Consider the following 26,284-nt stretch of genomic DNA (forward strand, 5'->3'; position numbering starts at 1 on the left):
TCCATCACTTGCGAAGCGAAGCCATTTCGCTCATGCATGCCGCGCAGAGATAGCGTTCCTTGAACTCCCGGACCTGGTCCATCGAACCGCAGAACACGCAGCGCGGCCGGTAGCGCTCCAGGATGATGTGGTCGCCTTGCACCAATATCTCCACGGGATCTCCTTCATTCATCTGATACCTCTTGCGCAGCGACTTGGGAAGCACGATGCGTCCCAGTTGGTCGACCTTGCGCACAACGCCTGCCGGTTTCACATATATCACCTCTCCTGTGTCCGTATCCGTCTGTCTTGTACATCTGTAGAAACCTTGCGTTACGATAAGCTTTCGATCAGGAAGCGGCTTTTCCTTCTCCAGCCAAAATTTTGCTTAATATCATGCAACTATTCTGTCTACCTCATGTTTGGAAATCCGAGCTGCCGGAGCGCTTCGTACAGGACGATCGCCGCCGAGTTCGACAGGTTGAGCGAGCGCACCTTGTCCGTGATCGGCAGGCGCATGCACATCTCGGGATTCGCGTCGAGCAGCTCCTGCGGCAGCCCTTTCGTCTCCTTGCCGAACACGAAGAAGTCGCCGTCCCGGAATTCGAAATCGGTGTACCGTTTCACGGCCCTCGTGCTGGTGAAAAAAAATCTGCCGTCCGGGTACTTCTTCCGCACCTCTTCGAACGAGTCGTGATGCTCCACATGGACCGCGGGCCAATAATCCAGGCCGGCCCGCTTCAGCGACGCGTCATCCGTGCGGAATCCGAGCGGATGCACAAGATGCAGGTGCGTGCCGGTTGCGGCGCATGAACGGGCGATGTTGCCGGTGTTGGCCGGAATCTCCGGCTCGACGAGCACGATATGCAGCGGCATGCCGGTCCTCCTCTTTTCAACATTATGCCGGATCGCGTGATTTTTACATGGATTTAACGCAGCTTTGATTCATCCCTCAACCTCGGCCGCCATAATGGAAAACAGCGGACGACGAAGGGGGATGGAACGTGCGCAGACGCATTCTCGTCGTGGATGATGAACCGTCCATTGCCGCGCTGCTGGAATACAATCTGCAGCTTGCCGGTTACGACGTCAGATGCGTGTCCGACGGCGAAGCCGTTTTCGACGCGCTCGGACCTTTCCGGCCGGATCTGATCGTGCTCGACCGGATGCTTCCCCGGATGGACGGCTTGGAAGTATGCCGCCGGCTGCGGCGGGAGAAGAACGAAGTGCCCGTCATCATGCTGACCGCGCTGCACGACGTGTCCGACCGGATCGCCGGACTTGCGGGCGGAGCGGACGATTATATGACGAAGCCGTTCAGCCCGCAGGAGCTCATCGCGCGCATCGGCGCGATCTTCCGCAGAACCGGGGAGCCGGCCCGGACGGAAAGCGAAGGCGTGCACCGGATCGGCCGGCTGACCGTGCGCGCCGACGCGCGCGAAGTCGAACTGGACGGACGTCCGGTCGAGCTGACGCCGAAGGAATTCGACCTGCTGCTCTTCATGTGCCGCCGCCGCGGCAAAGTGCTGAGCCGCCGGCAGATCCTGCACGGTGTCTGGGACTGCCCGATCGTCGGCGACACCCGGATCGTCGACGTCCACATCAGCCATCTGCGCGACAAGATCGAGAAGAACGCCCGCTCGCCGGAGTATATCATGACCGTGCGCAGCGTAGGCTACAAGCTGACCGGTCCGCCGGATGAGCCGACGGCGTGAGCGCCTTCCGACAAGCAACCGCCCTCGCTCCGGCAGGGGATGAGGGCGGTTCTTCCTTGGGCTCGATTGTCGCCCGCCGCGGATCAACCGTGGCGGCGGCGGAAATCGGCCATGAACTCCGCGAGCGCCTTGCAGCTTTCATACGGCACCGCGTTGTAGGCGGAAGCCCGAAGCCCGCCGACGCTGCGGTGGCCTTTCAGGCCGACGAAACCTTCCTTCTCCGATTCCTTCACGAACAGCGGCTCCAGCGCTTCGTCCGCAATGCGGAACGTGATGTTCATCGGCGACCGGCTCTCCGGATGGGCGAAGCCGCGGTAGAAACCGCCGCTCCGGTCGATCTCGTCATAGATCAGGGCCGCTTTCTCGGCGTTCGCCTTCTCGATGGCGGCCACCCCGCCCTTCGCCTTGATCCATTTCAGCACCAGGTTGACCATATAGACGGAGAACGTCGGCGGCGTATTGTACAGCGACTCATTCTTCACGTGCGTATCATAGCGCAGCATCGTCGGCACATGCTCCGGCGCGCCGGACGCGAGATCGTCCCGGATGATGACGACGGTGACGCCGGACGGGCCGAGATTTTTCTGCGCTCCCGCGTAAATGAGGCCGAATTTCGAAATATCGAGCGGACGGCTCATGATGTCGCTCGACATGTCGGCGACGAGCGGCACGCTGCCCGTATCGGGGAACGACTTGAACTGCGTCCCCTGGATCGTCTCGTTCGACGTCATATGCACATAGGCTGCGCCCTCGGGCAGGACGAGATTGGTCAGATCGGGCATGCGGCGATACTCGTCGGGTTTCGAAGTGGCGACAATGGCGGTCTCGCCGATGAGCTTCGCTTCCTTGAGCGCCTTCGACGCCCAGCTGCCGGTCTCGACATAAGCCGCGACCCGTCCGCCGGTCAGCAGATTGAGCGGCACCATCGCGAACTGCGTGCTTGCGCCCCCCTGGAGGAACAATACATGATAATGGTCGGGAATGTTCAGCAATTCCCGCATCAGCGCCTGGGTCTCGTTGTTCAGCTGCTCGTAAATGCCGCTGCGGTGCGACATTTCCATGATGGACATGCCGGCGCCGCCGTAATTGACGAACTGCTCCTGCGCCTGCTGCAGCACTTCCAGCGGAAGCGCGGCCGGACCGGCGTTAAAGTTGTGTCTGCGATCGCTCACCGATTCCACTCCTGCTCTTGTCTATGATAGGTTATGATAACAAAGAAAGCGGAAAGGCATCAAGTGACGGAAGCGGGAAAAGATGCACCCGATACCATGCGAGGAGGAATGGTTTTGAGCGAGAAGCAGCGTCTCTTCATCGGCCTGGCCGTTCCGGATGACGTCCGCCGGCAGCTGCTCATGCGGCTGGACGGATGGCGGGAGCGATTCGCCTTCGCCCGTTGGGCGCATCCGGATGATTGGCATATCACATTGCATTTTATCGGCGAGACGGACGCGGACCGGATCCCCGCGATCGTCCGCGCGCTGGACGAGTCGGCGGCCGGCGCCCGCCCGTTCGACGTGGAGCTGCGCGGCCTCGGCACCTTCGGACCGCCGGCCCGTCCGGCCGCATCTGACGCTCGCGCGCAAGTACGCGGGCGCAGCGCCATGGAACCCGGCGTCAGCGGCGGCCGAGACGTTCGGCGCGTCCTGGACCGCGCGGGACGCCTGCCTGTTCCGCAGCCGGCTCGGCCATTCCCCGATGTACGAGATCCTCCATCGGGCGCCGTTCGGTGAATAGCACAAGAGCGCCCCGGTCCGTCTTGCGACGGCCGCCGGGGCGCTCTTTGCCGTTATGCGAAGCGGTGAGACGCGGCTTGAACCGATGCCTCCCGCCGGCAATCAGCAATCGAAGTACAGGCTGTATTCGTGCGGATGCGTGCGGATGGCCACGTCCTTCGCTTCTGCACGCTTGAACGCGATATAGTTTTCGATGAAGCCTTCGGTGAATACGCCGCCTGCCGTCAGGAACTCGTGGTCCGCTTCCAGCGCACCCAGCGCTTCGTCGAGCGAGCCCGGCACGCTGCGGATTTCGCGCTTCTCTTCATCGGACAGCTCGTAGATGTTCTTGTCGAGCGGACCGTAGCCCAGCGCCCGCGGATCGATCTTCCGCTTGATGCCGTCCAGACCGGCCAGCAGCATGGCAGCGAACGCGAGATACGGGTTAGCCGTCGAGTCGGGCGTACGGAATTCGATCCGGCAGCCTTTCGGCGTAACCGCAGCGACCGGAATCCGGATGGCCGCGGAACGGTTGCCCTTCGAGAACACGAGGTTGACCGGCGCTTCATAACCCGGCACGAGGCGCTTGAACGAGTTCGTCGACGGGTTCGTCAGCGCGATCAGCGCCGGCGCGTGGAACAGGATGCCGCCGATGTAGTTCAGCGCGAGCTCGCTCAGGTTCGCGTAGGCGCCTTTCTCATAGAAGAGCGGCGTTTCGCCGTTGAAGATCGACTGGTGCACGTGCATGCCGCTGCCGTTGTCGCCGAACAGCGGTTTCGGCATGAACGTTGCGACCTTGCCGTATTGGCGAGCCGTGTTGTGGATGATGTATTTGTACTTCATCAGGTTGTCGGCCGTTTTCGTCAGCGTGTCGAAACGGAAATTGATTTCGCCCTGGCCGGCGGTTGCGACTTCATGGTGATGGCGCTCGACTTTCAGACCCGTTTCCTGCATCAGCCGCACCATTTCGGAACGGATGTCCTGCTGCGAATCCACCGGCTGCACCGGAACGTAGCCGCCCTTGACGCGGACCTTGAAGCCCAGGTTGCCGCCTTCTTCCGTCCGTCCCGTGTTCCAGAACCCTTCCTCGGAGTCGACTTCATAGAAAGATTTGTTCATGCCGCTCGTGAAACGGACATCGTCGAAGATGAAGAATTCCGATTCCGGCGCGAAGTAGGCCGCCGTGCCGATGCCGGTGCTCTTCAGATATTCTTCCGCCTTCTGTGCGATGCTCCGCGGGTCGCGGTCATACCGTTCGCCGTCCGGCGTGTAGATGTTGCACGTGACGATCAGCGTCGGATGCTCGGTGAACGGGTCGATGTAGGACGTCTCCGGGTCCGGCATCATGACCATGTCCGACTCTTCGATGCCGCGGAACCCCGGAATCGAGGAGCCGTCGAACGCGACGCCGTTCACGAACGTATCTTCATCAACTTGCTCAGCCGGAAGCGTGATGTGATGCGAGCGGCCGGCCAGGTCCGTGAAGCGGAAATCGACGAACTGGACATTTTTCTCTTTAATCGTCTCCAAAACTTGTTGCGCACCCATGGGTTTTTCCTCCATTCCCGAACGATTGCGTAAAATTGAACGCCGAACGTTCAACTTTTCAAATAATCTGTCGTTATTATAGTGCTTGAATTCCTGCTGCGTCAATAGCTATGTCATGTATTTTTTCGCTAATATGTTATATTAACTTACACTTGTTTGAAGAATGTCCGACAAAGCCGATGAAAAGCCTGTTTCAACAGCGAAGAAATCGTTCTGACCTGCATACAAACGGCATCTCCGGTTGACACGCACGGATTTTGGAAATACAATTTAAACCGATGTTTAAAACATTTGTTTAAATCTGTTTGTGGAGGGAGATCCGATTGAAAAATGCATTGCGGGCGCTGGCGAAACAGCCGACAACGATCATCGGCATCGCAGCGGCGCTGCTGTTCCAGCTTATTTTTACCGTCGTCTGGATGACGGGCTACGACGGTATGCAGGACCGGACAGAACGGCTCGTGATCGGCATCGTCAATGAAGACTCCCGGTGGGGAGAGGCGATCGTTCGGCAATTGAAGGACGGGCTGCCCGTCCGGGTGCGCGAGTTGGACGATCCGGCCGAAGCGGCGCGGCAGCTCGAATATCGGGGCATCCAGATGCTCGTGCGCATCCCGCCGGATTTCTCGGCGAAGGCGGCGGCAGCGGACGGAACGGCCGCGCTGGAATTCACGATCAATGAATCGAACCCGATGATGATCAAGAACATGATGGCCCAGGTCGCCGCCCAAATCACGGCTTCCGTCAACCGGCAGGCGATCATGACGGGTGCGCGGCAAATGCTCTCTCAGCTGCAGATGACGGAAGAGCAGACCCGAACGATGGCCGAAACCCTGTCTGAACGCGTAACCGCGGACATCACGTACACGAACCCCGTGCAGGGCATCAACAACCAGATGGTGCCGATGATGATCGTGCTCGCCTCCTACGTGGGCGTCATGATCATGGGCATGAACCTGGAACAATCGAACATGGCGGCGGCAGCAATGGGAATCGGCCGTTGGCAGCGGTTCGGGGCGCGCATGGTCATCAACGCCGCGGCGGCCGTCATCGTTTCCCTCATCGGAGTGTCGCTCATCCTTGGCCTGGGCGGCCAGTCCGCCGGCGGTTTCTTCGCGCTGTGGGGCTTCGAGGCGTTGTTCATTCTGGCGTTCATCCTCGTTTCCCAGTTGTTCCTCATGCTGTTCGGCATGGCCGGCATGCTGTTCAACATCCTGCTGCTCTCGTTGCAGCTCGTCTCGTCAGGCGCGATGATGCCGCGCGAGCTGCTGCCGGATTTCTACCGTTCCATCAGCGAGGTATTCCCGGCAACCTATGCGGTGGAAGGCGCGATGAATCTGCTGTTTGGCGGACCGCCGGCCGACCGGGCAGCGCTCGGCTTGCTGGCCATCCTGGCCGCGGCGCTGCTTCTGGGCGCGGCTTCCACCGCAATCCGGAGACCTTCCGTGCAAGCCGCCGCTGTCAAATCTCCGGACCTGAACATGAACTGACCGCATCGGACCGGGCGATGCGCACCGTCCCGCTTCCGGTTGCGCCCTCCAAACGGGCACGGCATAATGAAGATAGATAACTTCAGGACGGAGGGTTGAAGATGAAGGCGGACGGTCCGGATGTGAAGACGCGCATTTTGACGGCGGCGAAGAAACTGTTCGCAAGACACGGCTATGAAGCGACGACCGTCCGGCAAATCTGCGAGGAAGCCGGCGCCAACATCGCCCTCATCTCCTACCACTTCGGCGGCAAGGAAAATGTGTTCGCCGCCCTGTTCGAGACGGCGCTGCCGCATCGGCGAATCGAGGAGGCGATCGCGCAGCCGATGGCCGACCCGGCGGAGGCGGTCCGCCAGATTGTGGCGGGGGTGGTCGCGTTTCAGCTGTCGGAGCCGGAGATGATCGCGATCATGCAGCAGGAGACGATGATCGACTCGCCGCGGCGCGACTTGATCCGCAAGCACGCTTTTCCGGTCTGGCGCCGTCTGCTGCAGGCGATTGAGGAAGGACGGAAGCAGGGCATATTCTCCTACGGGTCGAAGGATCATGCGCTCCTGTCCGTACTCGGCGCCATTTTGTTCCAAAACAAGATTGACCATTTCGGACCGCTGCTCGACATCGCCGATCCGGCGGAATACTATGAGCGGCTGACGGAGGAGCTGACCGCGTTCGTGTTGCGCGGGCTCGGCTACACCGGAGCATAACGGTCGACAAGATCAAAGCCCTGAATGCGGGATCTTCTCCCGATTCAGGGCTTTGCGTTTTATTTCTTCCACTCGCGGAACGCTTCCGCCGGCGCCTTCGGCGTGTCGAACCGTTTGCCGACGATCGGAGCGAGCTTCTCCAGATCTTTCAGCAGCGCGGCGAACTGGTCCGGGAAGAGCGATTGTACGCCGTCGCCCGTCATCGAATTGTCCGGATCGGTGTGCATCTCGATGATCAGACCGTCCGCGCCCGCGGCGACCGACGCCTTCGCCATCGGCTCGACCAGTTCCCGGCGGCCGGTGCCGTGGCTCGGGTCGGAGATGATCGGCAGATGGCTGAGCGTCTTCAGCGACGGAATCGCGGCCAGATCGAGCGTATTGCGCGTGTAAGGCTCGAACGTCCGGATGCCGCGCTCGCACAGGATGACGTTCGGGTTGCCGCCGGCGAGAATGTATTCCGCTGCGTTCAAGAACTCGTCGTAGGTGGCGCTGAAGCCGCGCTTGAGCAGAACCGGCGTCTTGATCGTGCCGAGCTTGCGGAGCAGATCGAAGTTCTGCATGTTGCGCGTGCCGACTTGCAGAATGTCGGCGTATTCGGCGCAGATGTCGACGTACTCGGGCGTCATCACTTCCGTGATCGTGAGCAGGCCGTGCTTGCGGCCGGCTTCGGCCATCATGATCAGGCCTTCCACGCCGATGCCCTGGAAGCTGTACGGTCCGGTGCGCGGCTTGAACGCGCCGCCGCGCAGAATCTGGCCGCCCGCCGCCTTGACGAGCCGGGCGATCTCATCGATCTGTTCGGGCGATTCGACGGCGCACGGACCGCCCATGACGACGAGCTCGTCGCCGCCGATTTTCACGCCCTTGATCTCGATGACCGTATCGTCCGGATGAAAATCGCGGCTCGCGAGCTTGTAGGACTTCGAAATCTTGATCACATCCTCTACCCCGCGCATGGAACGCAGATGTTCGGCAAGCGACGGGTCGGCCTTGCCGATGATGCCGATGACCGTCCGGTCGGTGCCTCTCGACACATGGGGCTGCACGCCCGCCCGTTCGATGTACTGTACGATCTCCTCAATGCGTTCGTCGCTGATATCCGGCTTGGTTACCACAATCATGACGCTGGCTCCTTTCACACTTCAACGCTTATACGCTTTTAAGCTTTTATGCTTTTATCCGTTAAAGTAACTATAGAGCATGACACCCGTTTCGTCAAGGCGAAATTGCAACGGAACGCACAGTCTTTATTTATTACGGTTGAAGCGGTTTTGGCACGATAACGGAACCAGAAGACCTTATCGGCGCTCGAATAGGGCGAAATCCGTCCGCGTCGGGCAAATAAGCTTACCCTGTTCCGTTAGCATTTCCAAACTGGGAAAATCCGCAAAATAACGGCTCTGAATTCCGTTGGGCGTTCGTGCCGGCGTAGTCGAGACCGTCCGCGAGGTCTGATGTTTCTCCAAGCCTCCGCCGCTCCTCCGTCTCAGAGCATGGGCTCACGAAACCGTACACCGCTGTTTTGCCTGTTTAGCATCGAATAAAGTGTGTCAGTTTCGTTGCGGCTATCCTCCCCATGCAAAAAACGGCGCCGCATCCACGCGACGCCGCCTGCAGGGCAACATCCTAACCTCTATTCCTCCGACCGGCTGCGCACGGTCGGCAGCAGCTTGGCCGGGTTCACCGTGCGCTTGATCTCCCATGTCTCGGGCTTCTCCGGATCGTACTGCTCCAGGTACGCGATCACTTCCTTCGTGATCGGCGTCGGCGTCGACGCCCCCGAGGTGACGGCCACCCGTCGGACGCCTTCCAGCCATTCGCGCTTGATCTCGGTCACGTCCGCGACGCGGTACGCCTTGACGCCGGCGATCTCCTCCGCAACCTGCGCAAGCCGGTTCGAATTGTTGCTGCGCGGATCCCCGACGACGATGCACAGATCGGCCTGCTTCGCCTGCTCGGCGACGGCTTCCTGGCGAAGCTGCGTGGCAAGGCAGATCTCGTTGTGCACTTCGGCGGCGGGATAGCGCTCCAGCAGCTTGGCGACGAGACCGCGGACATCCCACTGCGACATCGTCGTCTGGTTCGTGATGACGACTTTGTCCGTGCGGATATCGAGCCGGTCGATGTCCGCCTCCGTCTCGATCAGGTGCACGCGATCCGGCGCGATGCCGATCGCGCCTTCCGGCTCGGGATGCCCCTTCTTGCCGATATAGACGATCTCGTAGCCTTCCGCCGTCTTCTCGCGGATCAGGTCGTGCGTCTTCGTCACGTCCGGGCAGGTCGCGTCGACGACCGTCAACCCTTTCTCCCTGGCTTTCCGCCGCACTTCCGGCGCCACCCCGTGCGCCGTGAAGATGACGGTGCCCTTGTCGATCTTGTCCAGAATCTCGAGGCGGTTCTCACCGTCCAGCGTGATGATGCCTTCCCGCTCGAACGCCTCCGTCACATGCCGGTTGTGCACGATCATGCCGAGAATGTGGATCGGCCGCGGCAGATCCAGGTTCCGCGCCGTCTGCAGCGCCAGCACCATCGCATCGACGACGCCGTAGCAATAGCCGCGGGGCGATATTTTCACAACTTCCATGAGCACTCACCGCTTTCCGACCGGTTCATTCGTTCGTCCGGTCCGCTTCATCCATTATAACGGAATCCGCCTCCCCGGGAAACAAAACGGGCAGCCAGATCGTGAACGTCGTGCCTTCCCCTTGCCGCGTGCGGACTTCGACCGATCCGCGGTGCTCGTCGATGATCCATTTCGCGATCGCCAGCCCGAGCCCGGTGCCGGACGTCTTGCCGCGCGACAGGTCCGCCCGGTAGAACCGCTCGAAAATATGCGGCACTTCTTCGCTGCTCATGCCGATCCCGGTATCGGTGATGACCAGGCCGACCTGATCGGCCTCCCGCACCGCTCGGAGCAGGACGTGGCCTGATGGCGTATATTTGAAGGCGTTCTCGATGAAAATGAACAGCAGTTGGCGGAGATAATCGGCGTTGCCGAGAACCTTCGCGCCTTCGAGCGGCGACAGGTCGCCGACGCGAAAATCCGCCTTGCGCGGCAGATGCACCGCGCCCTTCGCCGCTTCCTCGACGATCGGCAGCAGTTCGATCTCGGTCTTCTCCATCACATAGCCGGCGTCGGCGCGCGCCAGGGACAACAGGTCCGAGACGAGCCGGCTCATCCGCTCGGCCTCTTCGGCGATGTCCCGCATCGCCTCCAGCGAGAGCGCCGCGCGCTCGGCGTCGAGCACGATCGCCCCGGGCCCGCTCGTTCGGTCTGCCGGCACGCCCGGCCCGCCGGCTGCCGCGGCAGCGGCGTCTCCGTCGGCGGAGGCAACCGTTCCGCCGGCCGCGCCGGCTGCTTCACCGCCGCCCGCCGCGCCGCGCAATCCGTCCGCATCGCCGCGCGCCTCAAGGCGGCCGGACGCGCTGGCCCGCCACATCCGCTCGAGCAGGTCGATGTTGCCGCGGATCGTCGTCAACGGCGTGCGCAGCTCATGCGAAGCGTCCGAGACGAACCGGCGCTGCGCCTTGTACGCCTCTTCCAGATCGTTGTACGCCCGCTCGAGCCGGGCCAGCATGCCGTTCAGCGTATCCGTCAGCCGCCCCATCTCGTCGTTCGGCCCGCTCCGCGCGATGCGCACGCTGAGGTTCGCCCCGTTCTCGATCCGGTTCGTCGCCTGGATGACCTCCTCGATCGGGCGGAGCGCCTTATCCGCGATGAACAGGCCGATCGTGAACGCGATCAGAATGACGGCCAGCGACGTGATGATGAGAATGGTCCTGAGCCCGTCCAGGAAGGCGTCTTCCGCCTGCGTATTGGCGATGACCTGCAGCAGGCCGACCACTTCGCCGTTCGGCAGCGGGATCGGGTACTGGTAAGCCATGAACGGGTAGCCGAACGCCGTGAAGCGCGTGTACCCTTCCTTCGGCGAATCCTTCAGATCGGGGTACGGAAAATGAACCTCCGTGCCGTCCACCGACAGCGCCGAAGACCGGATTTCGCCGTTCGCATAATTGACCAGCTGCACATAGGTGCCTTCGTAGCCGAGCCGGCCGCTCAGGTCCAGCCGGAGATCGCGAAACAGATTGTAGGAAACGCGCACGTTCAATTGTTTGAATTGGCTGCGCAGCTGCTCCCGCGTATTGTCATAGGTGTTGTAATATACGAACAAATAGATGCCGACGCCGAGCACCAGCATCGTGAACGCCAGCAGGCCGGAATACCACAACGTCAGCCGCAGCCGGATGGACATCAACCGCTCTCTCCCTTAAGGACGTAGCCGGTGCCGCGCACCGTCTGGATCAGCCGCTTCTCGCCGCCCTCCTCCAGCTTCTGGCGCAGCATGGCGATATACACTTCGAGCACGTTCGATTCGCCGCTGTAATCATAGCCCCAGATCTTCTCCATGATTGTCTCTCGGGTGAGCACGCGCCGCGGGTTGGACATGAACAGATGGAGCAGATCGAATTCCTTGCTCGTCAGCTCGAACGTCCGCCCGCCGCGGATCGCCTCGCGCGAATCGAGATCGAGCACGAGATCCTCGAAGACGAGCCGTCCTCCGGACGTCTCCGCGCCGCCGCTGCCTCGGCGCAGCAGCGCCCTGACGCGGGCCAGCAGCTCCTCCAGGGCGAACGGCTTCACCAGATAGTCGTCGGCGCCAAGGTCGAGCCCCTTGACGCGGTCCTTCACTTCATCCTTCGCCGTCAGCATCAGGATCGGCACCTTGCTTCCGCTCTTCCGGATGCGCTCGCAGACTTCCCAGCCGTCAAGGTTCGGCATCATGACGTCCAGCACGACGAGATCGGGCTCGGTCTCCAGCATCGTCTGCAGGCCCGCCCGCCCGTCATGCGCCGTCAAGACGTCGTAACCTTCGAACGCCAGGCTTCTCCTGAGCAGGGAAGTGATCTTCTCGTCGTCGTCCACCACCAGTATTTTCGCTCTCATCCGCATTCCCCCTGTCCACAGCTTTCGGACATGCGAGAAGCGCAGACCGGCCGTAAGCCTGCTGCGCTTGTCATGCCGAGCGTATCCTTGCTCCACGTTGAAATCATTACCTGCACGTTACTGCACGTTGAAATCGTTCTTGTCGCCGATTTCCACCGTGATCTGAATCTGGCGGCCGCCGCGGATGACATCCAGCACCGCCTGTTCGCCCACCTTCTTGTTCTGAATCGCCTTGATCAAATCCTCTTTGGTGTCGTACTTCTTGCCGTCCATGCCGACGATGACGTCATATTGACGCAGGTCCGCCTTGTAGGCCGGCGAATTGTACAGAATGTTCACGACGATCGAGCCCTTCGTGCTGTCCAGGCCGAGCTGGCTTGCAGCCTGCTTGGTGATGTCCGCCAGCGTCGCGCCGATGAACGGCTGCGGCACCTGCTTGTTCTCCTTCAGCGTGTCAAGCACGCCGACAATCGTGCTGGTCGGAATCGCGAAGCCGATGCCCTGGGCCGTCGTGGAAACCGCCGTGTTGATGCCGATGACCTCGCCCGCCAGGTTGATGAGCGGACCGCCGGAGTTACCGGGGTTGATCGACGCGTCCGTCTGCAGCAGATGCTGGTACTGCCGCGTGCCTTCCGTGTCCTGGATCGTGATCGGCCGCTCCTTCGCGCTCAGCACGCCGACCGTCACCGTATGATCGAAACCGTTCGGGTTGCCGATCGCCACGACCCATTCGCCGACGTTGATCGCATCCGAATCGCCGAGCGGCAGCGTCGGGAAATCCTTGTCGCCCTTGATCTTCAGCACCGCGAGGTCGAGATCGTAGCTGGAGCCGAGCAGTTCCGCTTCGAACGGCTCCTCGTAGCCGATCACCGTCACCGTAATTTTGTCCGCGCCCCCGACCACGTGCTGGTTCGTCAGAATGTAGCCTTCCTTGTCGAAGAAAAATCCGGAGCCGAGACCGCTCGGCCGCAATTGCTGGCTGTCTTCGTTCTCCGTCGGAATGCGGTACGAATCGCCGAAGAATTGCCGGAAGAACGGATCATCGAACAGGCTGTTGCCGCTGGAACGGGACCGCGTCTTCACATAGGTCTCGATCTTCACGACGGCGGGACTCGATTGCTCGACGATCTTCGCAATATTGTTCGGCCGCACCGTGTCCACCGCGTTCGACACCGTGCCGCCGGACGAGCCCGCGGCTGTGCTGCCCGACGCCGCATTCGCGGTCTCGCCGCCGGCCGACGGGCTCTGCGCCAGCGCCTGGTCGGAGCCGGTGAACAGGTTCAGCCGGTCGGATGCGATCATAAGGCTGCCGGTGAGCAGGATGCCCGCCAGAAAAGCGGCCACGGGCGCCCACCACGAGCCGCGCCGGCGCTCCCTGACCGTCCACGTCCGCACTGCCGGAGCGGGACGGGCAACCATGCCGGCGTCATTTCTTTCCGCCGCCGCGGTCTCGCGCCGGATCACCGGTTCGGCGTCCGAAGCATCCCGATCCGTGCCGCCGGAGCGGAACGGGCCGTAGGAGTAGTAATAGACCGGCTTCGCGGCCGTGCCACCCGCGGCGTCCGCCGTGCCGCCGTCCGCGGTCCCTCTGTCTTCCTCCCGGGCCCGGCCGTTCAGATCGCTTCGCTCTTCAGGCCGCCGGAAGAAATCATCGTAAGGCCGATTCACATTGTTCTTGTCGTCCATCGTTGCCTCTCCTCCTTGCCGTATCCCATTCGCTTCGCGAAGTTGTCGTCTCTGTGCTATCAAACATGCCATTTCAACATTAATTCAATCTTAAACCAGGTTAAAAGACAAATAAAAACACGCCGACGCGAAAACAGACGCCATCCGCCAAATAAAAAGGAGAATCCCGCCTGCTGCCGGGACTCTCCGACGGTCCAGCTTTCTACCCATGCAGTCTGCAAACCCCAAGCGTCCTTGAAGCCGGCACGTCAGTTCCGGAGCAGCGCCGATTCGGCGACCCGCAGCATCTCCGCCGCCCGTTCCGCCCATTCCGGGCTGATCCGGGCGTCCGGATCCTCCGGGGCTGCGAATTGATCGATCAGGCCGGCGGTCAGCCGCATGCCCGCGCCTTCGTCTATGCCGTCCTGATGGACATGGCGCAGCGCGTACGGCTTGCCGAAACGGATGACCGCGTCGCTGTCTTCCTGTTCGGCGTCGATGTTGCCGAACGTTGCGGTGAACGGCAGCCTGAGCCACATCTCCCGCTTCTCCCCGTCCAGCACCCGGTCGAAACATCCGCCGTCATACTCCCAGCCGCCGCCGAGCGTGAAGCCGAGATCGCCCAGCACGCCGCGGACGTCGACGAATTTGAACTCCTGATTCTCGAGTCTCGAATCGATTGGTATCATGGCCTGCGACCGACCCTTTCAGGCATGAATTGGCATACCATCAGCTTGCCCGCACTTCCGCACGAATATGCAGCCGAACGCTTGATCGGACCGGGATATACCCAATCGCCACGCCGAACCCGCACCCGACATCCGACCGCACGTGCCCATTCGCCATGCAGATCCCGCGCCCGGCGTCCGGCCGACTGTTCCCTCGCCTCGCCCGCGCTTACCGCCCCGCGGGCTTCACCAGCCCTTTGCGATGGGCGTAGACGGCAAGCTGCGTACGGTCTTCCAGCTCGCACTTCATGAGCAGATTGCTGACGTGCGTCTTGACCGTCTTGATGCTGATGTGCAGCTCGTCGGCGATCTCCTTGTTGGAGCGGCCTTCCGCAATGAGCAGCAGCACTTCCTTCTCCCGCTCGGTCAGCCCTTCATCCGCCTCCTGGGCGTTGCGCTGCCGCAGTCCGCGCGTGAGCGCCTGCGAGACATCGCTCGTCATGACCGGCATGCCGCGGACGGCGCCGTTCAGCGCGTAGATCAGCTCTTCCGCGGAGACGGTCTTCAGCACGTAGCTGGTGGCGCCGGCCTCGACGGCCGCGACCACCTTGTCGTCCTCGAGGAAACTCGTCAGCATGACGATCCGGATGCCGGGCCAGCGCGTCAGCACCGCGCGCGTCGTCTCGACGCCGTCCATCCCCGGCATCATCAGGTCCATCAGAATGATGTGCGGCAGCCTGTCCGGCTCCAGCGTCTCCAGCGCCTTCAGCGCTTCCTCGCCGCTGCCCGCCTCGGCGCACACTTCAAATTTCGGTTCCAGCATCAGATACGTCTTGAGGCCCGTCCGGACCATGTCGTGGTCGTCCACAATCATGATGCGGTATTCAGCCGTTTCACCCATGCGTCTCCCTCTCTTCGTTTCCGTACTTCGGTATCGTGACGCGGATGCGCGTGCCGGAGCCGGTCTTGCTGATGATTTCCGTATCGCCCCCGAGCTTCTGCGCCCGCTCGCGCATCGTCGTCAGTCCGTAAGATCCCGCTTTCACCTGATCGGTCCGGAATCCCGCGCCGTCATCCTGCAGGGTGACCGCATACTGCCTTTCCGTCTCCGTCGCGTGCAGCTGCACCCGCTGCGCTTCGGCATGCTTCACGATATTCGCCATCGCTTCCTGGATGATCAGGAAGAGCTGATGCTCCTTCGCTTCCGAGAGCGGGCTGTCGATGTCCCAGCGCAGCTCGCCCTGCAGCCCGTTCTGCCGGCAGTAATCCGGGAACCATTTCTCGAGCGCTTCGCGGAGCGAACGGCCTTCAAGCTCGAGCGGACGGAGCTGCGCAATCAGCCCGCGCATCTGCCGCTGCGCCGAGTTCGACATCTCGATGAGCTGCCGCATCACTTCTTCCGCTCGCTCGCGATTGATCTCCAGCAGCTTCGGCAGCGACGACGCCGACACATGGATGGCGAACAGCTGCTGGCTGACCGTGTCGTGCAGATCCCGGGCCAGCCGCTTGCGCTCCTCCAGCACGGCCGCTTCATTGGATGCCGCCTCCCGCATCACCTGCTCTTCGCCCATGCGCTGCAGAAGCTGCAGCCGCTCCTCGAGCTTGGCCGCCATCTCGTTGAAATCCCGATAGACCGGCGCGAACGAACGCGCGCTGTCTTCCGGGATGCGGACGGCAAGATTGCCGTTTACCGCCTGCTTGATCGCGAAGTGAAGGGCGTCGATGCGCCGCTGAATCCGCTGCGCCGCCCAGTAGCCGATCGCGATGTTCACCAGCACGAAAGCGGCCGCCGCCGCCGAACGCCAGTCGCCCGGCGGAAGCACCGCCTCCGCATAGAACGTGCCGACGGCCGCGATGACCGTCGAGATCAGCGAGGACCCGAGCACGATGAGAATCAGCTCCCACTTGCTGCTGCGCCATATCCGGGTCAACATCGGCGATTATCCCACCTTCACGATGCGGACGTCGCCTATGAACGAGCTGACGATCAGCCGGATCCGTTTGTCCGCTTCATGATAATAAGGCGTCTCGAACTTCACGTTCTTGAAAAATCCGCCCTCATGCCGATCCAGCACCCGCGTATCCCCGATGAACGAATTGGAGGTGACGCTGACGCCCAGATCGCGGTCGTTCGGCACGAACACCTTGACGTCGCCGATGAACGAAGAAACGTTGATGCGCGTCTCGCCGAGCGGAATCTGGGCTTTCGTCAGATCGAGCACCGTATCCCCGATGAACAGCGAAATGTTCATCGGCCGCAGCTCCCAGTAGTCGCCGCCGAGGTGGATGTCGCCGATGAAACCGCTCCGGTTCTCGGCGTTCAGGTTGGGCATCCAGTCCGGCCGATCGTCATCCGCCGCATGTTTCGGTCTGCCGCCCGGACCGTTCCAGCCGCCCGCGCCGTTCCAGCCGCTTGGACCGTGATGCCCGCCCGCTCCATGATGCCCGCTTGTCCCGGCGTGTCCGTCCGCGCCGGTGTCACCGGTTTTCGGCGGCTCGTAATCGAGGTCGAGCGGATTCGGATGGAGCGGAGGCGGAGGCGGAACCGGGCGTTCGCCGCCATGGTAGGGACCTCCCGTTTTCGGCGGATACGATTGCCAGCCGACTTCGCTTCTCTTCTTCCTTCCCGGCCGGAAAATCATGTTGAGCCCCCAGATGATCAGCAGCACCGGCCAGCCATACCGGATCACTTCGCCGAGCGACAAATGGATGAAATTCAGATTCTGAAGCTGGAAGAACGCGCCGAGCCCGACCAGGATCATGCCCCACCAGCCGCCGCCGCTGACCAGGCTCTGCAAGCCGATGGCGATCAGAATGATCGGCCAGAACGTCGAGAACAGAAATCCGATATCGAAATTGAAAGGGAGCAGATTCAGTTGCCGTAGCAGGAACAGGCCGCCGATGGCGAGCAGCACCAGCCCCCAGAAGACCCGCCCGAATATTTTCATGTTCATGTCCATCTCTCCTGCTGCTTATGTGGTACGTCCAGTATACATGGAATCTTGACATGCCGGGAAGGACCCCGCGAATGAACGGCGGCTCGGTCTGGAGACCGAGCCGCCTGCCGGACTGGGATATTCAGGTTGAAGCCTTCAGCCGCCGGCCGCCCGCGGCCGCGCCTGCCCGGCCTGTTCCAACCGGATGTCGATGCCGATGACGCCGGCCGGCTTGCCCTGGTCGTCCGGAATCGGCATCGAGATGGTCAGGCAGGGACGTTTCGTGATGGCGGAAACGTAGATTTCGGAAGTGTACGTGCTGCCTTCCATCGCCCGCTTCCACCATTCCCTTCCGCGCGCGTTGAGCAGCCCGGCTTCCGGGAAGGAGAAGATGAACGAGCCGTCCGCGCGGTTCGACCAGATCGCCTCGATCTCCGGCTTCGCTTCGATGAGCGCCTTCAGCGTCGACGCATGCACCTTCTCATCCAGCGAGCGGATCGACGGCTGCGCGGCAATCGATGCCAGCCATTCGATCATCGGTTCGATCGGGAGATCGGACGCGCCGGATTCGCGGCGCAATCCGACTTCCTGGATCGCCGCGTAGAGCGCCCGCGAGTTCCGGCCAAGATCTTCCCGTACCCGATCCAGCTTCGCGATCTGCTTCCGCTGCTCGGCGGTCAGCTCCAGCGTCTCGTCGACGCTCCGCACGGTCAGCCCCATCGCGTCCGCGGCTTCCTTGAGCATCGTCGTCACCTCCGCCGTGAGCGCGGACTGCTCGGCGCTTGCCTGCGCAGCCGAAGATACGATCGGATCGAGCCGGGCGATGCGGGCATAAATATCGTCCATCCGCGCCTTGGTCTGCGTCATCTCGGAAATGCCGCGCTGCACCGCCGTTTTCTCCTCCCTGACGGACGAGACGACCTGCCGCACGCCCTCCTCGATCTCCCTGACGATGCCGCCGGACCTCCGAAGCGATTCATGACTCTGTTCCGCCAGCTTGCGGATCTCCTGCGCCACGACGGCGAAGCCGCGCCCGTACTCGCCCGCATGCGCCGCCTCGATCGAAGCGTTAAGCGCGAGCAGCGACGTCTGCGTCACGATCTCCTGGAGGAAGGCGTTGATCTCGCCGATGCGCGACATCTGCGATATCAGATCGTCAATCCGCTGCTCCATCGTCCGGTTGTGGCGGCCGAGGTCGTTCATGACTTCGTCGGTGTTCACCAGCGAAAGGCAGACATCGACGACGACCCGGCTCACCTCCCGGCTCTGTTCGCTCGTGCGGAGCATGTTGTCCTTGATTTCCTCCGCCCGCGCCTCGACCGTCTGAAGCGCGGCGAACGTCTCTTCGATCCGGTCCACCGCCTGCCGGCCCAGCTTGCGCAGCCGCTCCTCCTGCGCTCGGGAACGGTCGGCGATCTCCGACAGTTCGAGGGCCGCCAGATTGACTTCTTCCACGGCAGCCTGCATCCGTTCGGAGATGACCAGCGATTCATGGATCAGCTGCGACACTTTTTCTTCATGTTCCGCGGACCGGAACGCCGAAGGTTTATCCGGATCGATGACCGCCCGGTTCCACCAACGTCGGATTGGGCTCATCTGTATCTCCCCCATGATTTATGTAAATTTTTATAACATTATATTCGAATTTTGGTGAGAAATAAAATAAGGATCTGACATTAATACGTCAGATCCTCCGTCATAAAGTTTGCATTCTTGTGACAAAAATGTCCTTTTTCTTATGTATGCGATTGCAAAACCGATTTAAACCGACCGTCCTTCGCTCCTCAACTCCAGGTCCGCCAGCCGCGCTTTTTTCAGCCTTTCCCGCGCCCGGTGGATTTTCGCTTTCACCGTTCCGACCGGCATCGACATGGCGTTGGCGATCTCCTGATCTTTGAGACCGTAATAATATTTGTAGAGAAACAACGTGCGCGCCGCGGGCTCGAGCTGCCCCAGAAGCTCCGAGATTTCCATCATCAGCTCTTCCGCCCGGTCTTCCCGCTCTCCGGCGGCCCGCATGAGATCCGCATCATCCCATGTCCGGGTGCGGGCTGCTACCCGGTTCACGTTCACCGCGACATTGCGCGTGATCACCTTGGCCCAGGCGGCCAGCTTGTCCGATTCGCGAAGCGTGGCGCGCTTGGCCAGCATTTTGACCCATGCCTCCTGGACGACATCGAGCGCGTCGGACTTGTTGTACACGTTCGCGTAGGCAACGCGAATCATCTGGTTGTACAACTTCACCAGTTCCGCTTCTTTCTGCGGATCCAGAATGCCCGCCATCTGCCCGCCGTTCCCGTTCATGGACATGGCACCGCACATCCTTAGAAAATTTTTACAAACTTCTTACCCGCACAATACATCTTACCACGGAACAATGGCAAATACGAGTACCGAAGGACATGATTTGTCCGCTGCTCCCGAAAAAAATCAAATCCCGCCGCCCATGGCAACGAGATGTGTCATGCAGGTATCAAGTTTCGCGCTTTGCGACGGGAATCCATTGACCGGCCGACACCGCGCGGCCGAGTTCGGCGAGCTGCGCTTCGGTCAGTTTGCCGCTTCCCCGCTTGAGCACTTCGACTTTGACGGTCCGCTTGCCCCACTCACTGAAAACCTGGCTCGGCGTCTCGAAATACAGGTCGATGCGATGGCCTTTGATCGCTTTGCCGGTGTCGGCGACGACGCCGTACCCGTAACCGGGGATGTAGAGCAGGGTACCGATCGGGAACACCTTCGGGTCCGCGGCGATCGTCGAGACGATTCCGCGTCTCACCTTGACTCCGGAATACGTGATGCCGTAACCGCGCTGGCCCGGCCGCTTGCCGGTCGATTCCACTCCGGCCGTATAGCCGGTCGCCGTGACGACGACGGATTCGAACCTGCCGGCTTCCGCGTCTCCCGCCTCGGAGTCCGCGGTTCCGGCGGATGATGCCGGTGCGGAAGCTGCCGGGGCGACCGGCGCGCATACGACGGCGATGGCCACAGCGGCGGCTGCCGCGAGCCGAAGCGCCGCAGAACGACAACGCGATAAACCAGATGCTGTCGACATCGAGTCGAATCTCCTCCTTATTCGGAGGTTGCCCCGATGCCTTCTGAATTATGCAGGCGGTGCACACGCGGTTTTACACTTTGCGGGTGCGGATTTCCTCCAGCAGCATGTCGATCGTCTCGGCGACGGACTTGGCGCCGATGTCGCCTTCGCCTCGCTTCCGCACGGAGACGGCGTCGCTGGTCGCTTCTTTCTCGCCGACGATGAGCATGTACGGGATTTTCTCGAGCTGCGCGCCGCGGATTTTATAGCCCAACTTCTCGTTGCGCAGGTCCGCTTCGGCGCGGATGCCCGCTTCCTTCAGCCGCTCGGTCGTCTTCTGCGCATAATCATCAAATTGCTGCGAGACCGGAATGACGCGCGCCTGAATCGGAGACAGCCAGAGCGGCAGCGCCCCCGCGAAGTTTTCGAGCAGGAAAGCGGTCATCCGTTCCATCGTGCTGATGATGCCGCGGTGAATGACGACCGGGCGATGCTTCTGTCCGTCTTCGCCGATATATTCGAGCTGGAACCGTTCCGGCAGCAGGAAGTCCAGCTGCGCCGTGGACAGCGTCTCTTCGCGGCCGAGCGCCGTCTTGATCTGCACGTCCAGCTTCGGTCCGTAGAACGCCGCTTCGCCTTCCGCTTCGAAATACGGCAGCCCGAGCTCCTCGACGACCTCTTTCAGCATGCGCTGCGAGTTCTCCCACATCGCGTCGTCCGGATAATATTTCTCGGTATCCTTCGGATCCCGGTACGACAGCCGGAACCGGTATTCCGTGATGCCGAAATCTTTGTACACCTGCTGGATGAGCTGGATGACGCGGGCGAACTCTTCCTTGATCTGATCCGGCCGGCAGAAGATGTGGGCGTCGTTCAGCGTCATGGCGCGTACGCGGTGCAGGCCGGTGAGCGCGCCGGACATCTCGTAGCGGTGCATCGTGCCGAGCTCGGCGATCCGGATCGGCAGATCGCGGTAGCTGCGCATGTCGCTCTTGTACACCATCATGTGGTGCGGGCAGTTCATCGGGCGCAGCACCAGCTCTTCGTTGTCCAGCTTCATCAGCGGGAACATGTCTTCATGGTAATGGTCCCAGTGGCCGGAAATTTTGTACAGCTCGACGTTCGCGAGCACCGGCGTGTAAACGTGCAGATAGCCGAGGCGCTCTTCGAGGTCGACGATGTACCGTTCCAGCGTGCGGCGCAGCTTCGCGCCGTTCGGCAGCCAGAGCGGCAGCCCCTGGCCGACTTCCCGCGAGAACGTGAACATGCCGAGCTCGCGGCCGAGCTTGCGGTGGTCGCGCTTCTTCGCTTCTTCCAGCAGATGGAGGTATTCGTCGAGCTGCGCTTTCTTCGGGAACGCCGTGCCGTAGATGCGCTGGAGCATTTTGTTCCGGGAGTCGCCTCTCCAGTACGCCCCCGCGACGCTGAGCAGCTTGAACGACTTGATCCGCCCGGTCGACGGCAGGTGCGGCCCGCGGCACAGGTCGAAGAACTCGCCCTGGTCGTAGATCGTGATGACCGCGTCCTCCGGCAGGTCATGAATCAGCTCGAGCTTGAGCGGGTCACCCAGCTCCTCGTAAATCTTGATCGCTTCTTCGCGGCTCACGACGCGGCGCCGGATCGGCAGATCCTCGGCGACGATCTTGGCCATCTCCTTCTCGATCGCCTCCAGATCGTCGGAGGAAATCGGACGGTCCAGATCGACATCGTAATAGAATCCGTCCTCGATGACCGGCCCGATGCCGAGCTTGACGTTCTTCTCGCCGTACAGCCGCTTGAGCGCCTGCGCCATCAGGTGCGCCGTGCTGTGCCGCATGATTTCGAGGCCGTCCTGCGAATCGGGCGTGACGATCTCGAGCGTCGCGTCTTCCTCAATCGGCGCGTAGACGTCGACGAGCTTGCCGTTCACCTTGCCCGCGACGGCGTTCTTCTTCAATCCCGGGCTGATCGAGCCCGCCACTTCCTCGACGGTCGTTCCCGCGGCATACTCCCTTACCGCGCCGTCCGGAAACGTGATGCGAATCGACATATGCAACAACCTCCTTGAAAATAAAAAACACCCGTCCCGACAGGGACGAGCGCTGATCAGCCCGTGGTTCCACCCTTGTTCGCGGCCGCCGTGTCCCGAATGCCATGCGAATCGGGGCGGACGTCCGCCTCAAGCATCCCGTAACGGAGATGACCCGGTGCGGCATACTGGGGCGAGGCCCGTTCAACCGCACGGCTGATGAAGGGGTATTCCCGTCTGGCTCCGGGAGGGAATTGCAGCCCGTGTTCCCTCTCTCTGTACCGTGCCGGTTGACGAGAACATGTCTTCGTCGTCGCCGTTGCACATCATTATACTCCCGGCATGCGGCACGGTCAAGCGAGAAGCGCGGAGTTTTTCCGTCCGCGGAAGCGGTCAATTCAAAGCGGCGCCGGTCAGCGGACGGCAAGAGCGGCAGCCCGCGCAGACGGTCACCCGCTCGGCGAAAATCGCTTCGATCGTCCTCACGACCGGCAGTTCCGGATCGCGGGCGTGCAGCGTGATTTCCCGGGGGGAGATCGCGATCAGACAGCTGACGACCATGTCTTCGACGTTCAGCTCCTCATCCGTCAGTTCCAGGGTGAGTCGCCCGCCTTCTCCGGGATCCATCGGACGGAACGACTCGTCGTACAGCGCGAAGCTGCCGTCGGCCTTGAGCACCAGATTGACCGAGGACACCTTGGGCTGCTGCAGCCCGACGAATTCGTTGAGCAGCCCGATGAACTCCCGGTACTGGCGGTCCATCACGAACTCGTCGACCGCGGCTTCCGCCGACTCGGCCAGCTCTTCCCAATACTTGTCCAGCCGGAACGTGATGTAGCCCTCCAGATGGAGCGACGGCCGCTCCTGCAGGTAAGCGAACAGTTCCGACGCAATGTGTCTTTTGCGCCTGCGACGGGTCAAGTCAGGCTCCATGCCGGAGGACTCCAGGGTGGCGTCCGCCTTGGGGGCTGAGGTGCGGCCGGCCTTGACGGATGCATCCGCGTCCTCCGGGCCGGCCGGTTGTCCGTTGCGTGAATGTGCGGGGGCACTGGACAAACGGGCGGATCGGTTGATGATGGCGTCAGTCGTGAGCGGGCCGTTTTCTTTCGCCGAACCGTCTGACCGGACCGGCTGCGAGCCGAGCATCTGCATGCACAGCGCCGCGATGCGTTCCAGATCGTCATCGCCGCACGGGTAATATTTGCGGATCATGATCCGGATCAGTTCCGGTTCGACCGCAGTCAGCACATACTCGGCCATGCCTTCGGCGGCGCGGCTGTGGATGGCCATCCGTTCCTTCTCATCCGGCGCGCCGTCCGCGCAGCGGAAGACGATCAGGCTGTGCGCCGGAACGGTCTCCAGACGTCCGTCTATATGTAAATCCGCGAAGGATTCGGTCAGACAACGGGTGAGCTCGGACAGCTTGTCTTCGGATGCGGCGGATAACCTGACCTCGAAGATCTCCATGGGCCCACTCCTTTCCTTGACAACAGTATATGGCCGCCCATCGGCGGATATACGAAGAAGGGAGCGGCACGGATAGAAATTTGAGGCAAAAAAAACCCGCGCGCCGGAAAACCGGGCTCGGGACAGCCGTTCAGTTCTGCATGACGAAGTCGCGGCTTACGCCTTCCGACTCGTGGTAAACTTTCAAAATTTCGTAGCGCGTGTTGCGCTGCGCCGGGATTTTGCCCGCCTGGCGGATCAGATCGAGGATGAGGGCGATGTTCACCTTGTGCGTCGTGCCGGCCGCCGAGACGACGTTCTCCTCGATCATCGTGCTGCCGAAATCGTTGCAGCCGTAGCTGAGCGTCAGCTTGCCGATCTCCGGCCCCATCGTCACCCAGGAAGACTGGAAGTTCTTGATGTTGTCGAGGGCGATGCGGCTGATCGCCAGCGTCTTCAGGTACTCTTCGGGCGTCGCTTTCTCCCGCTTCAGGTTCGTGTTGTCCGGCTGGAACGTCCACGGGATGAACGCGAGGAAGCCTTCCGATTTGTAGCCGTTCCGGATGCATTCGTCCTGCGCGTCGCGGACGCGGAGAAGGTGCAGCGCCCTCTCCTCCATCGACTCGCCGAACCCGATGACCATGGTAGCCGTCGTGTTCATGCCGATCCGGTGGGCCGTCTTCATCACGTCCATCCATTCGGTCCACGAACCTTTGAGCTTGCTGATCTTGAGCCTCGTCCGGTCGTCGAGAATTTCCGCGCCGCCTCCGGGCAGCGAGTCGAGGCCGGCTTCATGCAGCTGGCGCACGACTTCCTCGAGCGAGAGCCCGCCCGATACCTGCTGCATCTTGCGGATTTCGGCCGGCGAGAACGAGTGCATCGTGATGCCAGGGAACCGTTTCTTGATCTCGCGCAGCAGGTCAAGGTAGTACGAGAACGGCAGATCCGGATGGGTGCCGCCCTGCATCAAAATTTCCGTCCCGCCGACATCCACCGTCTCCTGGATCTTCCGGAAAATCGTCTCGTTGGGCAGCACGTATCCCTCCGGCGATCCCGGCGGACGGTAGAACGCGCAGAACCGGCAGTAGGTGTCGCAGATGTTCGAATAATTGATGTTCCGGCCGACGACGAACGTCGTGATCGGTTCCGGATGGAATCGCTTCATGATCGTGTCCGCGACTGCGCCCATCTTCTCGATTTCGTCGCTTTCGAACAGCGTCACGATCTCTTCAAGGCCGAGTCTTCCGCCTTTCAGCGCTTTGTCCAGTATGCGGTCCACTTGGCTCATTTCCCGGACCCTCCTCATCCCAGGCCGGCCGATCCGGCCGCGCATGTACGTTGTCCCTATCATCGTAACACAAACGGGTCTGCCACGTCGACTGACAGACCCGTTGCGTCTGAGTCAAGCCAGTGTGGGCACTTTTTTTGGGGATGATGGATCACGCGAAAAAGAGCCAATCCCTTGTTAGCGGTTTCATTTTTTCTAACTTCGGCAACCGCTTTAAATATCTGGTATCAGTATCCTTTGAGACCTTTTAATTCCAGTCCGGTCGGGCGGCTTTGCCATTGGCTTCGGAGCAGCCGGATCATCCCGTCAACGCATCCCTTTGCCGGTCGTATGGCGTCTTTCAAGATCTTCCGTACACTGAACACCCGCTCTGGTGTCTCGACTTTGTGCTCGTCGGCTTCTTCCAGCCATCCGGCCTGTTTGCTTCGCATGACGGTCGTAAGCATCGCCCGGGAGCCTCGTTCACTCCAGCTATCCTCCGCGCTTCGTCCGTTTGGCCAACACCCGCATCTGGGCTTCCGCACTCCCCATTGGCCTCATGCCAGTCGTGTCGATGCCGTTTGCTTCCAGTGTCTTCCGGTAATCCTCCAGATGCTTGCGGTGCCGCCTCAAGAACGACTTGTATGCGGTCCATTCATCCCGTTTGTCAGGCGCAATCTCCTCGATCGCTACGCTCTCCACGGCCGCCATCAAGGCCGCCGGCTCCTGCCTGGCCAACGCCTGTCTTGCGTCTTTCCATATCTTCGGCAGGTGGCCCACAAACCGCTTCAGATCACGTGCCACATGGAAGCGATCCAGCGTGTAGATGCACTTGTGAAAGTACGATTCACATTCCCCGATCCACTTCGCTCCGTCTCCGCCCACCACCAGCCAGGTGTCCCCGTCGATCTCGTACCGTTCGGTCAGAAAGTCGCCAAACGCTTCCCAAAAGTCGCCCTCCCCCCGATGCAGATAATGCTGCTTGTTCCTTAGCCGCACACGCTTGCCGACCTGCTCCCAGCCCTCATGTACCACGGCAATCGCATGTTCCATCCCTTTCCGCTTCCGCCGTTGCAATTTCGTGTACAGGCCATCCGCTTCCACGAACAGCACCTTGGCCGGTCGTTTTTCTGTTGCTTTGACCGGCTTCTCCGCTTGCTCGATCAG

At 61.4% G+C, this 26,284-nt stretch carries 23 protein-coding genes and 1 pseudogene; 4 read left to right on the forward strand and 20 right to left on the reverse strand.

Annotated features, from left to right (window positions below; genetic code table 11):
* Nucleotides 1-4: 4 nt before the first annotated feature.
* Complete coding sequence (locus C6W55_RS12815; RefSeq protein WP_015255519.1) at nt 5-253, reverse strand: AbrB/MazE/SpoVT family DNA-binding domain-containing protein; 249 nt, start codon at nt 251-253, stop codon at nt 5-7.
* Nucleotides 254-390: 137 nt separating this feature from the next.
* A complete protein-coding gene (trmL, locus tag C6W55_RS12820; protein WP_286892968.1) occupies nt 391-855 on the reverse strand; it encodes a tRNA (uridine(34)/cytosine(34)/5-carboxymethylaminomethyluridine(34)-2'-O)-methyltransferase TrmL in 465 nt (154 codons plus the stop codon).
* A 128-nt stretch (nt 856-983) separates the two neighbouring features.
* On the opposite strand from trmL, the gene C6W55_RS12825 reads away from it, so the two are divergent.
* Nucleotides 984-1,694, forward strand: coding sequence for a response regulator transcription factor (locus C6W55_RS12825; RefSeq protein ID WP_015255521.1), 711 nt, complete (start codon nt 984-986; stop codon nt 1,692-1,694).
* Between the two features lie 83 nt (nt 1,695-1,777).
* Here the strand turns inward: C6W55_RS12825 and serC are convergent, their stop codons facing one another.
* Nucleotides 1,778-2,866: a 3-phosphoserine/phosphohydroxythreonine transaminase gene (gene serC, locus C6W55_RS12830; RefSeq protein WP_213485934.1), complete on the reverse strand. Its 1,089-nt coding sequence runs from the start codon at nt 2,864-2,866 to the stop codon at nt 1,778-1,780.
* 114 nt (nt 2,867-2,980) lie between these two features.
* Between serC and thpR the strand changes: the two genes are divergently transcribed.
* Nucleotides 2,981-3,424, forward strand: coding sequence for an RNA 2',3'-cyclic phosphodiesterase (gene thpR, locus C6W55_RS12835; RefSeq protein ID WP_286892971.1), 444 nt, complete (start codon nt 2,981-2,983; stop codon nt 3,422-3,424).
* Between the two features lie 105 nt (nt 3,425-3,529).
* On the opposite strand, the gene glnA is transcribed toward thpR, so the two are convergent.
* Nucleotides 3,530-4,954: a type I glutamate--ammonia ligase gene (gene glnA / locus C6W55_RS12840; RefSeq protein ID WP_286892973.1), complete on the reverse strand. Its 1,425-nt coding sequence runs from the start codon at nt 4,952-4,954 to the stop codon at nt 3,530-3,532.
* Between the two features lie 323 nt (nt 4,955-5,277).
* Here glnA and C6W55_RS12845 point away from each other — a divergent pair, with 323 nt between their 5' ends.
* On the forward strand, nt 5,278-6,444 hold the full coding sequence (locus C6W55_RS12845) for a YhgE/Pip domain-containing protein (protein ID WP_286892975.1): 1,167 nt from the start codon (nt 5,278-5,280) through the stop codon (nt 6,442-6,444).
* Nucleotides 6,445-6,545: 101 nt separating this feature from the next.
* Nucleotides 6,546-7,148, forward strand: coding sequence for a TetR/AcrR family transcriptional regulator (locus C6W55_RS12850; protein ID WP_286892976.1), 603 nt, complete (start codon nt 6,546-6,548; stop codon nt 7,146-7,148).
* Nucleotides 7,149-7,207: 59 nt separating this feature from the next.
* Here C6W55_RS12850 and aroF read toward each other — a convergent pair whose 3' ends face one another.
* The 16 genes and pseudogenes from aroF to C6W55_RS12930 all read right to left on the reverse strand — a co-directional run.
* Nucleotides 7,208-8,269 carry a 3-deoxy-7-phosphoheptulonate synthase gene (gene aroF, locus C6W55_RS12855; RefSeq protein WP_015255528.1) on the reverse strand — a complete coding sequence of 354 codons (1,062 nt, stop codon included), beginning with the start codon at nt 8,267-8,269 and terminating at the stop codon, nt 7,208-7,210.
* A gap of 512 nt (nt 8,270-8,781) precedes the next feature.
* On the reverse strand, nt 8,782-9,732 hold the full coding sequence (locus C6W55_RS12860; RefSeq protein ID WP_286892979.1) for a 4-hydroxy-3-methylbut-2-enyl diphosphate reductase: 951 nt from the start codon (nt 9,730-9,732) through the stop codon (nt 8,782-8,784).
* A gap of 25 nt (nt 9,733-9,757) precedes the next feature.
* Nucleotides 9,758-11,401, reverse strand: coding sequence for a sensor histidine kinase (locus C6W55_RS12865; RefSeq protein WP_286892981.1), 1,644 nt, complete (start codon nt 11,399-11,401; stop codon nt 9,758-9,760).
* Nucleotides 11,401-12,093: a response regulator transcription factor gene (locus C6W55_RS12870; protein WP_286892982.1), complete on the reverse strand. Its 693-nt coding sequence runs from the start codon at nt 12,091-12,093 to the stop codon at nt 11,401-11,403. The genes C6W55_RS12865 and C6W55_RS12870 overlap by 1 nt, the downstream gene beginning before the upstream one ends.
* A 117-nt stretch (nt 12,094-12,210) precedes the next feature.
* Complete coding sequence (locus C6W55_RS12875; RefSeq protein ID WP_286892984.1) at nt 12,211-13,779, reverse strand: S1C family serine protease; 1,569 nt, start codon at nt 13,777-13,779, stop codon at nt 12,211-12,213.
* 248 nt (nt 13,780-14,027) lie between these two features.
* Nucleotides 14,028-14,447: a YugN-like family protein gene (locus C6W55_RS12880; protein ID WP_286892986.1), complete on the reverse strand. Its 420-nt coding sequence runs from the start codon at nt 14,445-14,447 to the stop codon at nt 14,028-14,030.
* 208 nt (nt 14,448-14,655) lie between these two features.
* Nucleotides 14,656-15,327 (reverse strand): response regulator, encoded by a 672-nt coding sequence (locus C6W55_RS12885; RefSeq protein ID WP_286892987.1) that lies wholly within the window; start codon nt 15,325-15,327, stop codon nt 14,656-14,658.
* The gene (locus tag C6W55_RS12890) at nt 15,320-16,360 is read right to left on the reverse strand and encodes a HAMP domain-containing sensor histidine kinase (protein ID WP_015255535.1); all 1,041 of its coding nucleotides are present in this window, start codon (nt 16,358-16,360) and stop codon (nt 15,320-15,322) included. The genes C6W55_RS12885 and C6W55_RS12890 overlap by 8 nt, the downstream gene beginning before the upstream one ends.
* Before the next feature lie 6 nt (nt 16,361-16,366).
* On the reverse strand, nt 16,367-17,380 hold the full coding sequence (gene liaF, locus C6W55_RS12895) for a cell wall-active antibiotics response protein LiaF (protein ID WP_015255536.1): 1,014 nt from the start codon (nt 17,378-17,380) through the stop codon (nt 16,367-16,369).
* Between the two features lie 138 nt (nt 17,381-17,518).
* On the reverse strand, nt 17,519-18,958 hold the full coding sequence (locus C6W55_RS12900) for a methyl-accepting chemotaxis protein (protein WP_286892990.1): 1,440 nt from the start codon (nt 18,956-18,958) through the stop codon (nt 17,519-17,521).
* Between the two features lie 165 nt (nt 18,959-19,123).
* Entirely contained in the window at nt 19,124-19,672 is a 549-nt protein-coding gene (locus C6W55_RS12905) for an RNA polymerase sigma factor (RefSeq protein WP_286892992.1), read from the reverse strand.
* A gap of 163 nt (nt 19,673-19,835) precedes the next feature.
* Nucleotides 19,836-20,414 carry a 3D domain-containing protein gene (locus C6W55_RS12910; RefSeq protein ID WP_286892993.1) on the reverse strand — a complete coding sequence of 193 codons (579 nt, stop codon included), beginning with the start codon at nt 20,412-20,414 and terminating at the stop codon, nt 19,836-19,838.
* A 73-nt stretch (nt 20,415-20,487) separates the two neighbouring features.
* Entirely contained in the window at nt 20,488-22,425 is a 1,938-nt protein-coding gene (gene thrS / locus C6W55_RS12915) for a threonine--tRNA ligase (protein ID WP_286892995.1), read from the reverse strand.
* A 372-nt stretch (nt 22,426-22,797) separates the two neighbouring features.
* Complete coding sequence (gene ytxC, locus C6W55_RS12920; RefSeq protein ID WP_286892996.1) at nt 22,798-23,871, reverse strand: putative sporulation protein YtxC; 1,074 nt, start codon at nt 23,869-23,871, stop codon at nt 22,798-22,800.
* Between the two features lie 130 nt (nt 23,872-24,001).
* Entirely contained in the window at nt 24,002-25,138 is a 1,137-nt protein-coding gene (gene mqnC / locus C6W55_RS12925; RefSeq protein WP_286892998.1) for a cyclic dehypoxanthinyl futalosine synthase, read from the reverse strand.
* Between the two features lie 227 nt (nt 25,139-25,365).
* Nucleotides 25,366-26,284 (reverse strand): annotated as a pseudogene (locus tag C6W55_RS12930) (ISLre2 family transposase); the annotation flags it as partial.

The sequence above is a fragment of the Thermobacillus sp. genome (assembly GCF_003390775.1).
GTDB classification, from domain to species: Bacteria; Bacillota; Bacilli; order Paenibacillales; family Paenibacillaceae; genus Thermobacillus; species Thermobacillus xylanilyticus.

Coding starts and splice junctions, on each gene's coding strand:
- trmL (WP_286892968.1), bottom strand. CDS start 855: ATGCCGCTGCATATCGTGCTCGTCGAGCCGGAGATTCCGGCCAACACC.
- glnA (WP_286892973.1), bottom strand. CDS start 4,954: ATGGGTGCGCAACAAGTTTTGGAGACGATTAAAGAGAAAAATGTCCAG.
- C6W55_RS12850 (WP_286892976.1), top strand. CDS start 6,546: ATGAAGGCGGACGGTCCGGATGTGAAGACGCGCATTTTGACGGCGGCG.
- aroF (WP_015255528.1), bottom strand. CDS start 8,269: ATGATTGTGGTAACCAAGCCGGATATCAGCGACGAACGCATTGAGGAG.
- C6W55_RS12860 (WP_286892979.1), bottom strand. CDS start 9,732: ATGGAAGTTGTGAAAATATCGCCCCGCGGCTATTGCTACGGCGTCGTC.
- C6W55_RS12865 (WP_286892981.1), bottom strand. CDS start 11,401: ATGTCCATCCGGCTGCGGCTGACGTTGTGGTATTCCGGCCTGCTGGCG.
- C6W55_RS12870 (WP_286892982.1), bottom strand. CDS start 12,093: ATGAGAGCGAAAATACTGGTGGTGGACGACGACGAGAAGATCACTTCC.
- C6W55_RS12875 (WP_286892984.1), bottom strand. CDS start 13,779: ATGGACGACAAGAACAATGTGAATCGGCCTTACGATGATTTCTTCCGG.
- C6W55_RS12880 (WP_286892986.1), bottom strand. CDS start 14,447: ATGATACCAATCGATTCGAGACTCGAGAATCAGGAGTTCAAATTCGTC.
- C6W55_RS12885 (WP_286892987.1), bottom strand. CDS start 15,327: ATGGGTGAAACGGCTGAATACCGCATCATGATTGTGGACGACCACGAC.
- C6W55_RS12890 (WP_015255535.1), bottom strand. CDS start 16,360: ATGTTGACCCGGATATGGCGCAGCAGCAAGTGGGAGCTGATTCTCATC.
- liaF (WP_015255536.1), bottom strand. CDS start 17,380: ATGAACATGAAAATATTCGGGCGGGTCTTCTGGGGGCTGGTGCTGCTC.
- C6W55_RS12900 (WP_286892990.1), bottom strand. CDS start 18,958: ATGAGCCCAATCCGACGTTGGTGGAACCGGGCGGTCATCGATCCGGAT.
- C6W55_RS12905 (WP_286892992.1), bottom strand. CDS start 19,672: ATGTCCATGAACGGGAACGGCGGGCAGATGGCGGGCATTCTGGATCCG.
- C6W55_RS12910 (WP_286892993.1), bottom strand. CDS start 20,414: ATGTCGACAGCATCTGGTTTATCGCGTTGTCGTTCTGCGGCGCTTCGG.
- thrS (WP_286892995.1), bottom strand. CDS start 22,425: ATGTCGATTCGCATCACGTTTCCGGACGGCGCGGTAAGGGAGTATGCC.
- ytxC (WP_286892996.1), bottom strand. CDS start 23,871: ATGGAGATCTTCGAGGTCAGGTTATCCGCCGCATCCGAAGACAAGCTG.
- mqnC (WP_286892998.1), bottom strand. CDS start 25,138: ATGAGCCAAGTGGACCGCATACTGGACAAAGCGCTGAAAGGCGGAAGA.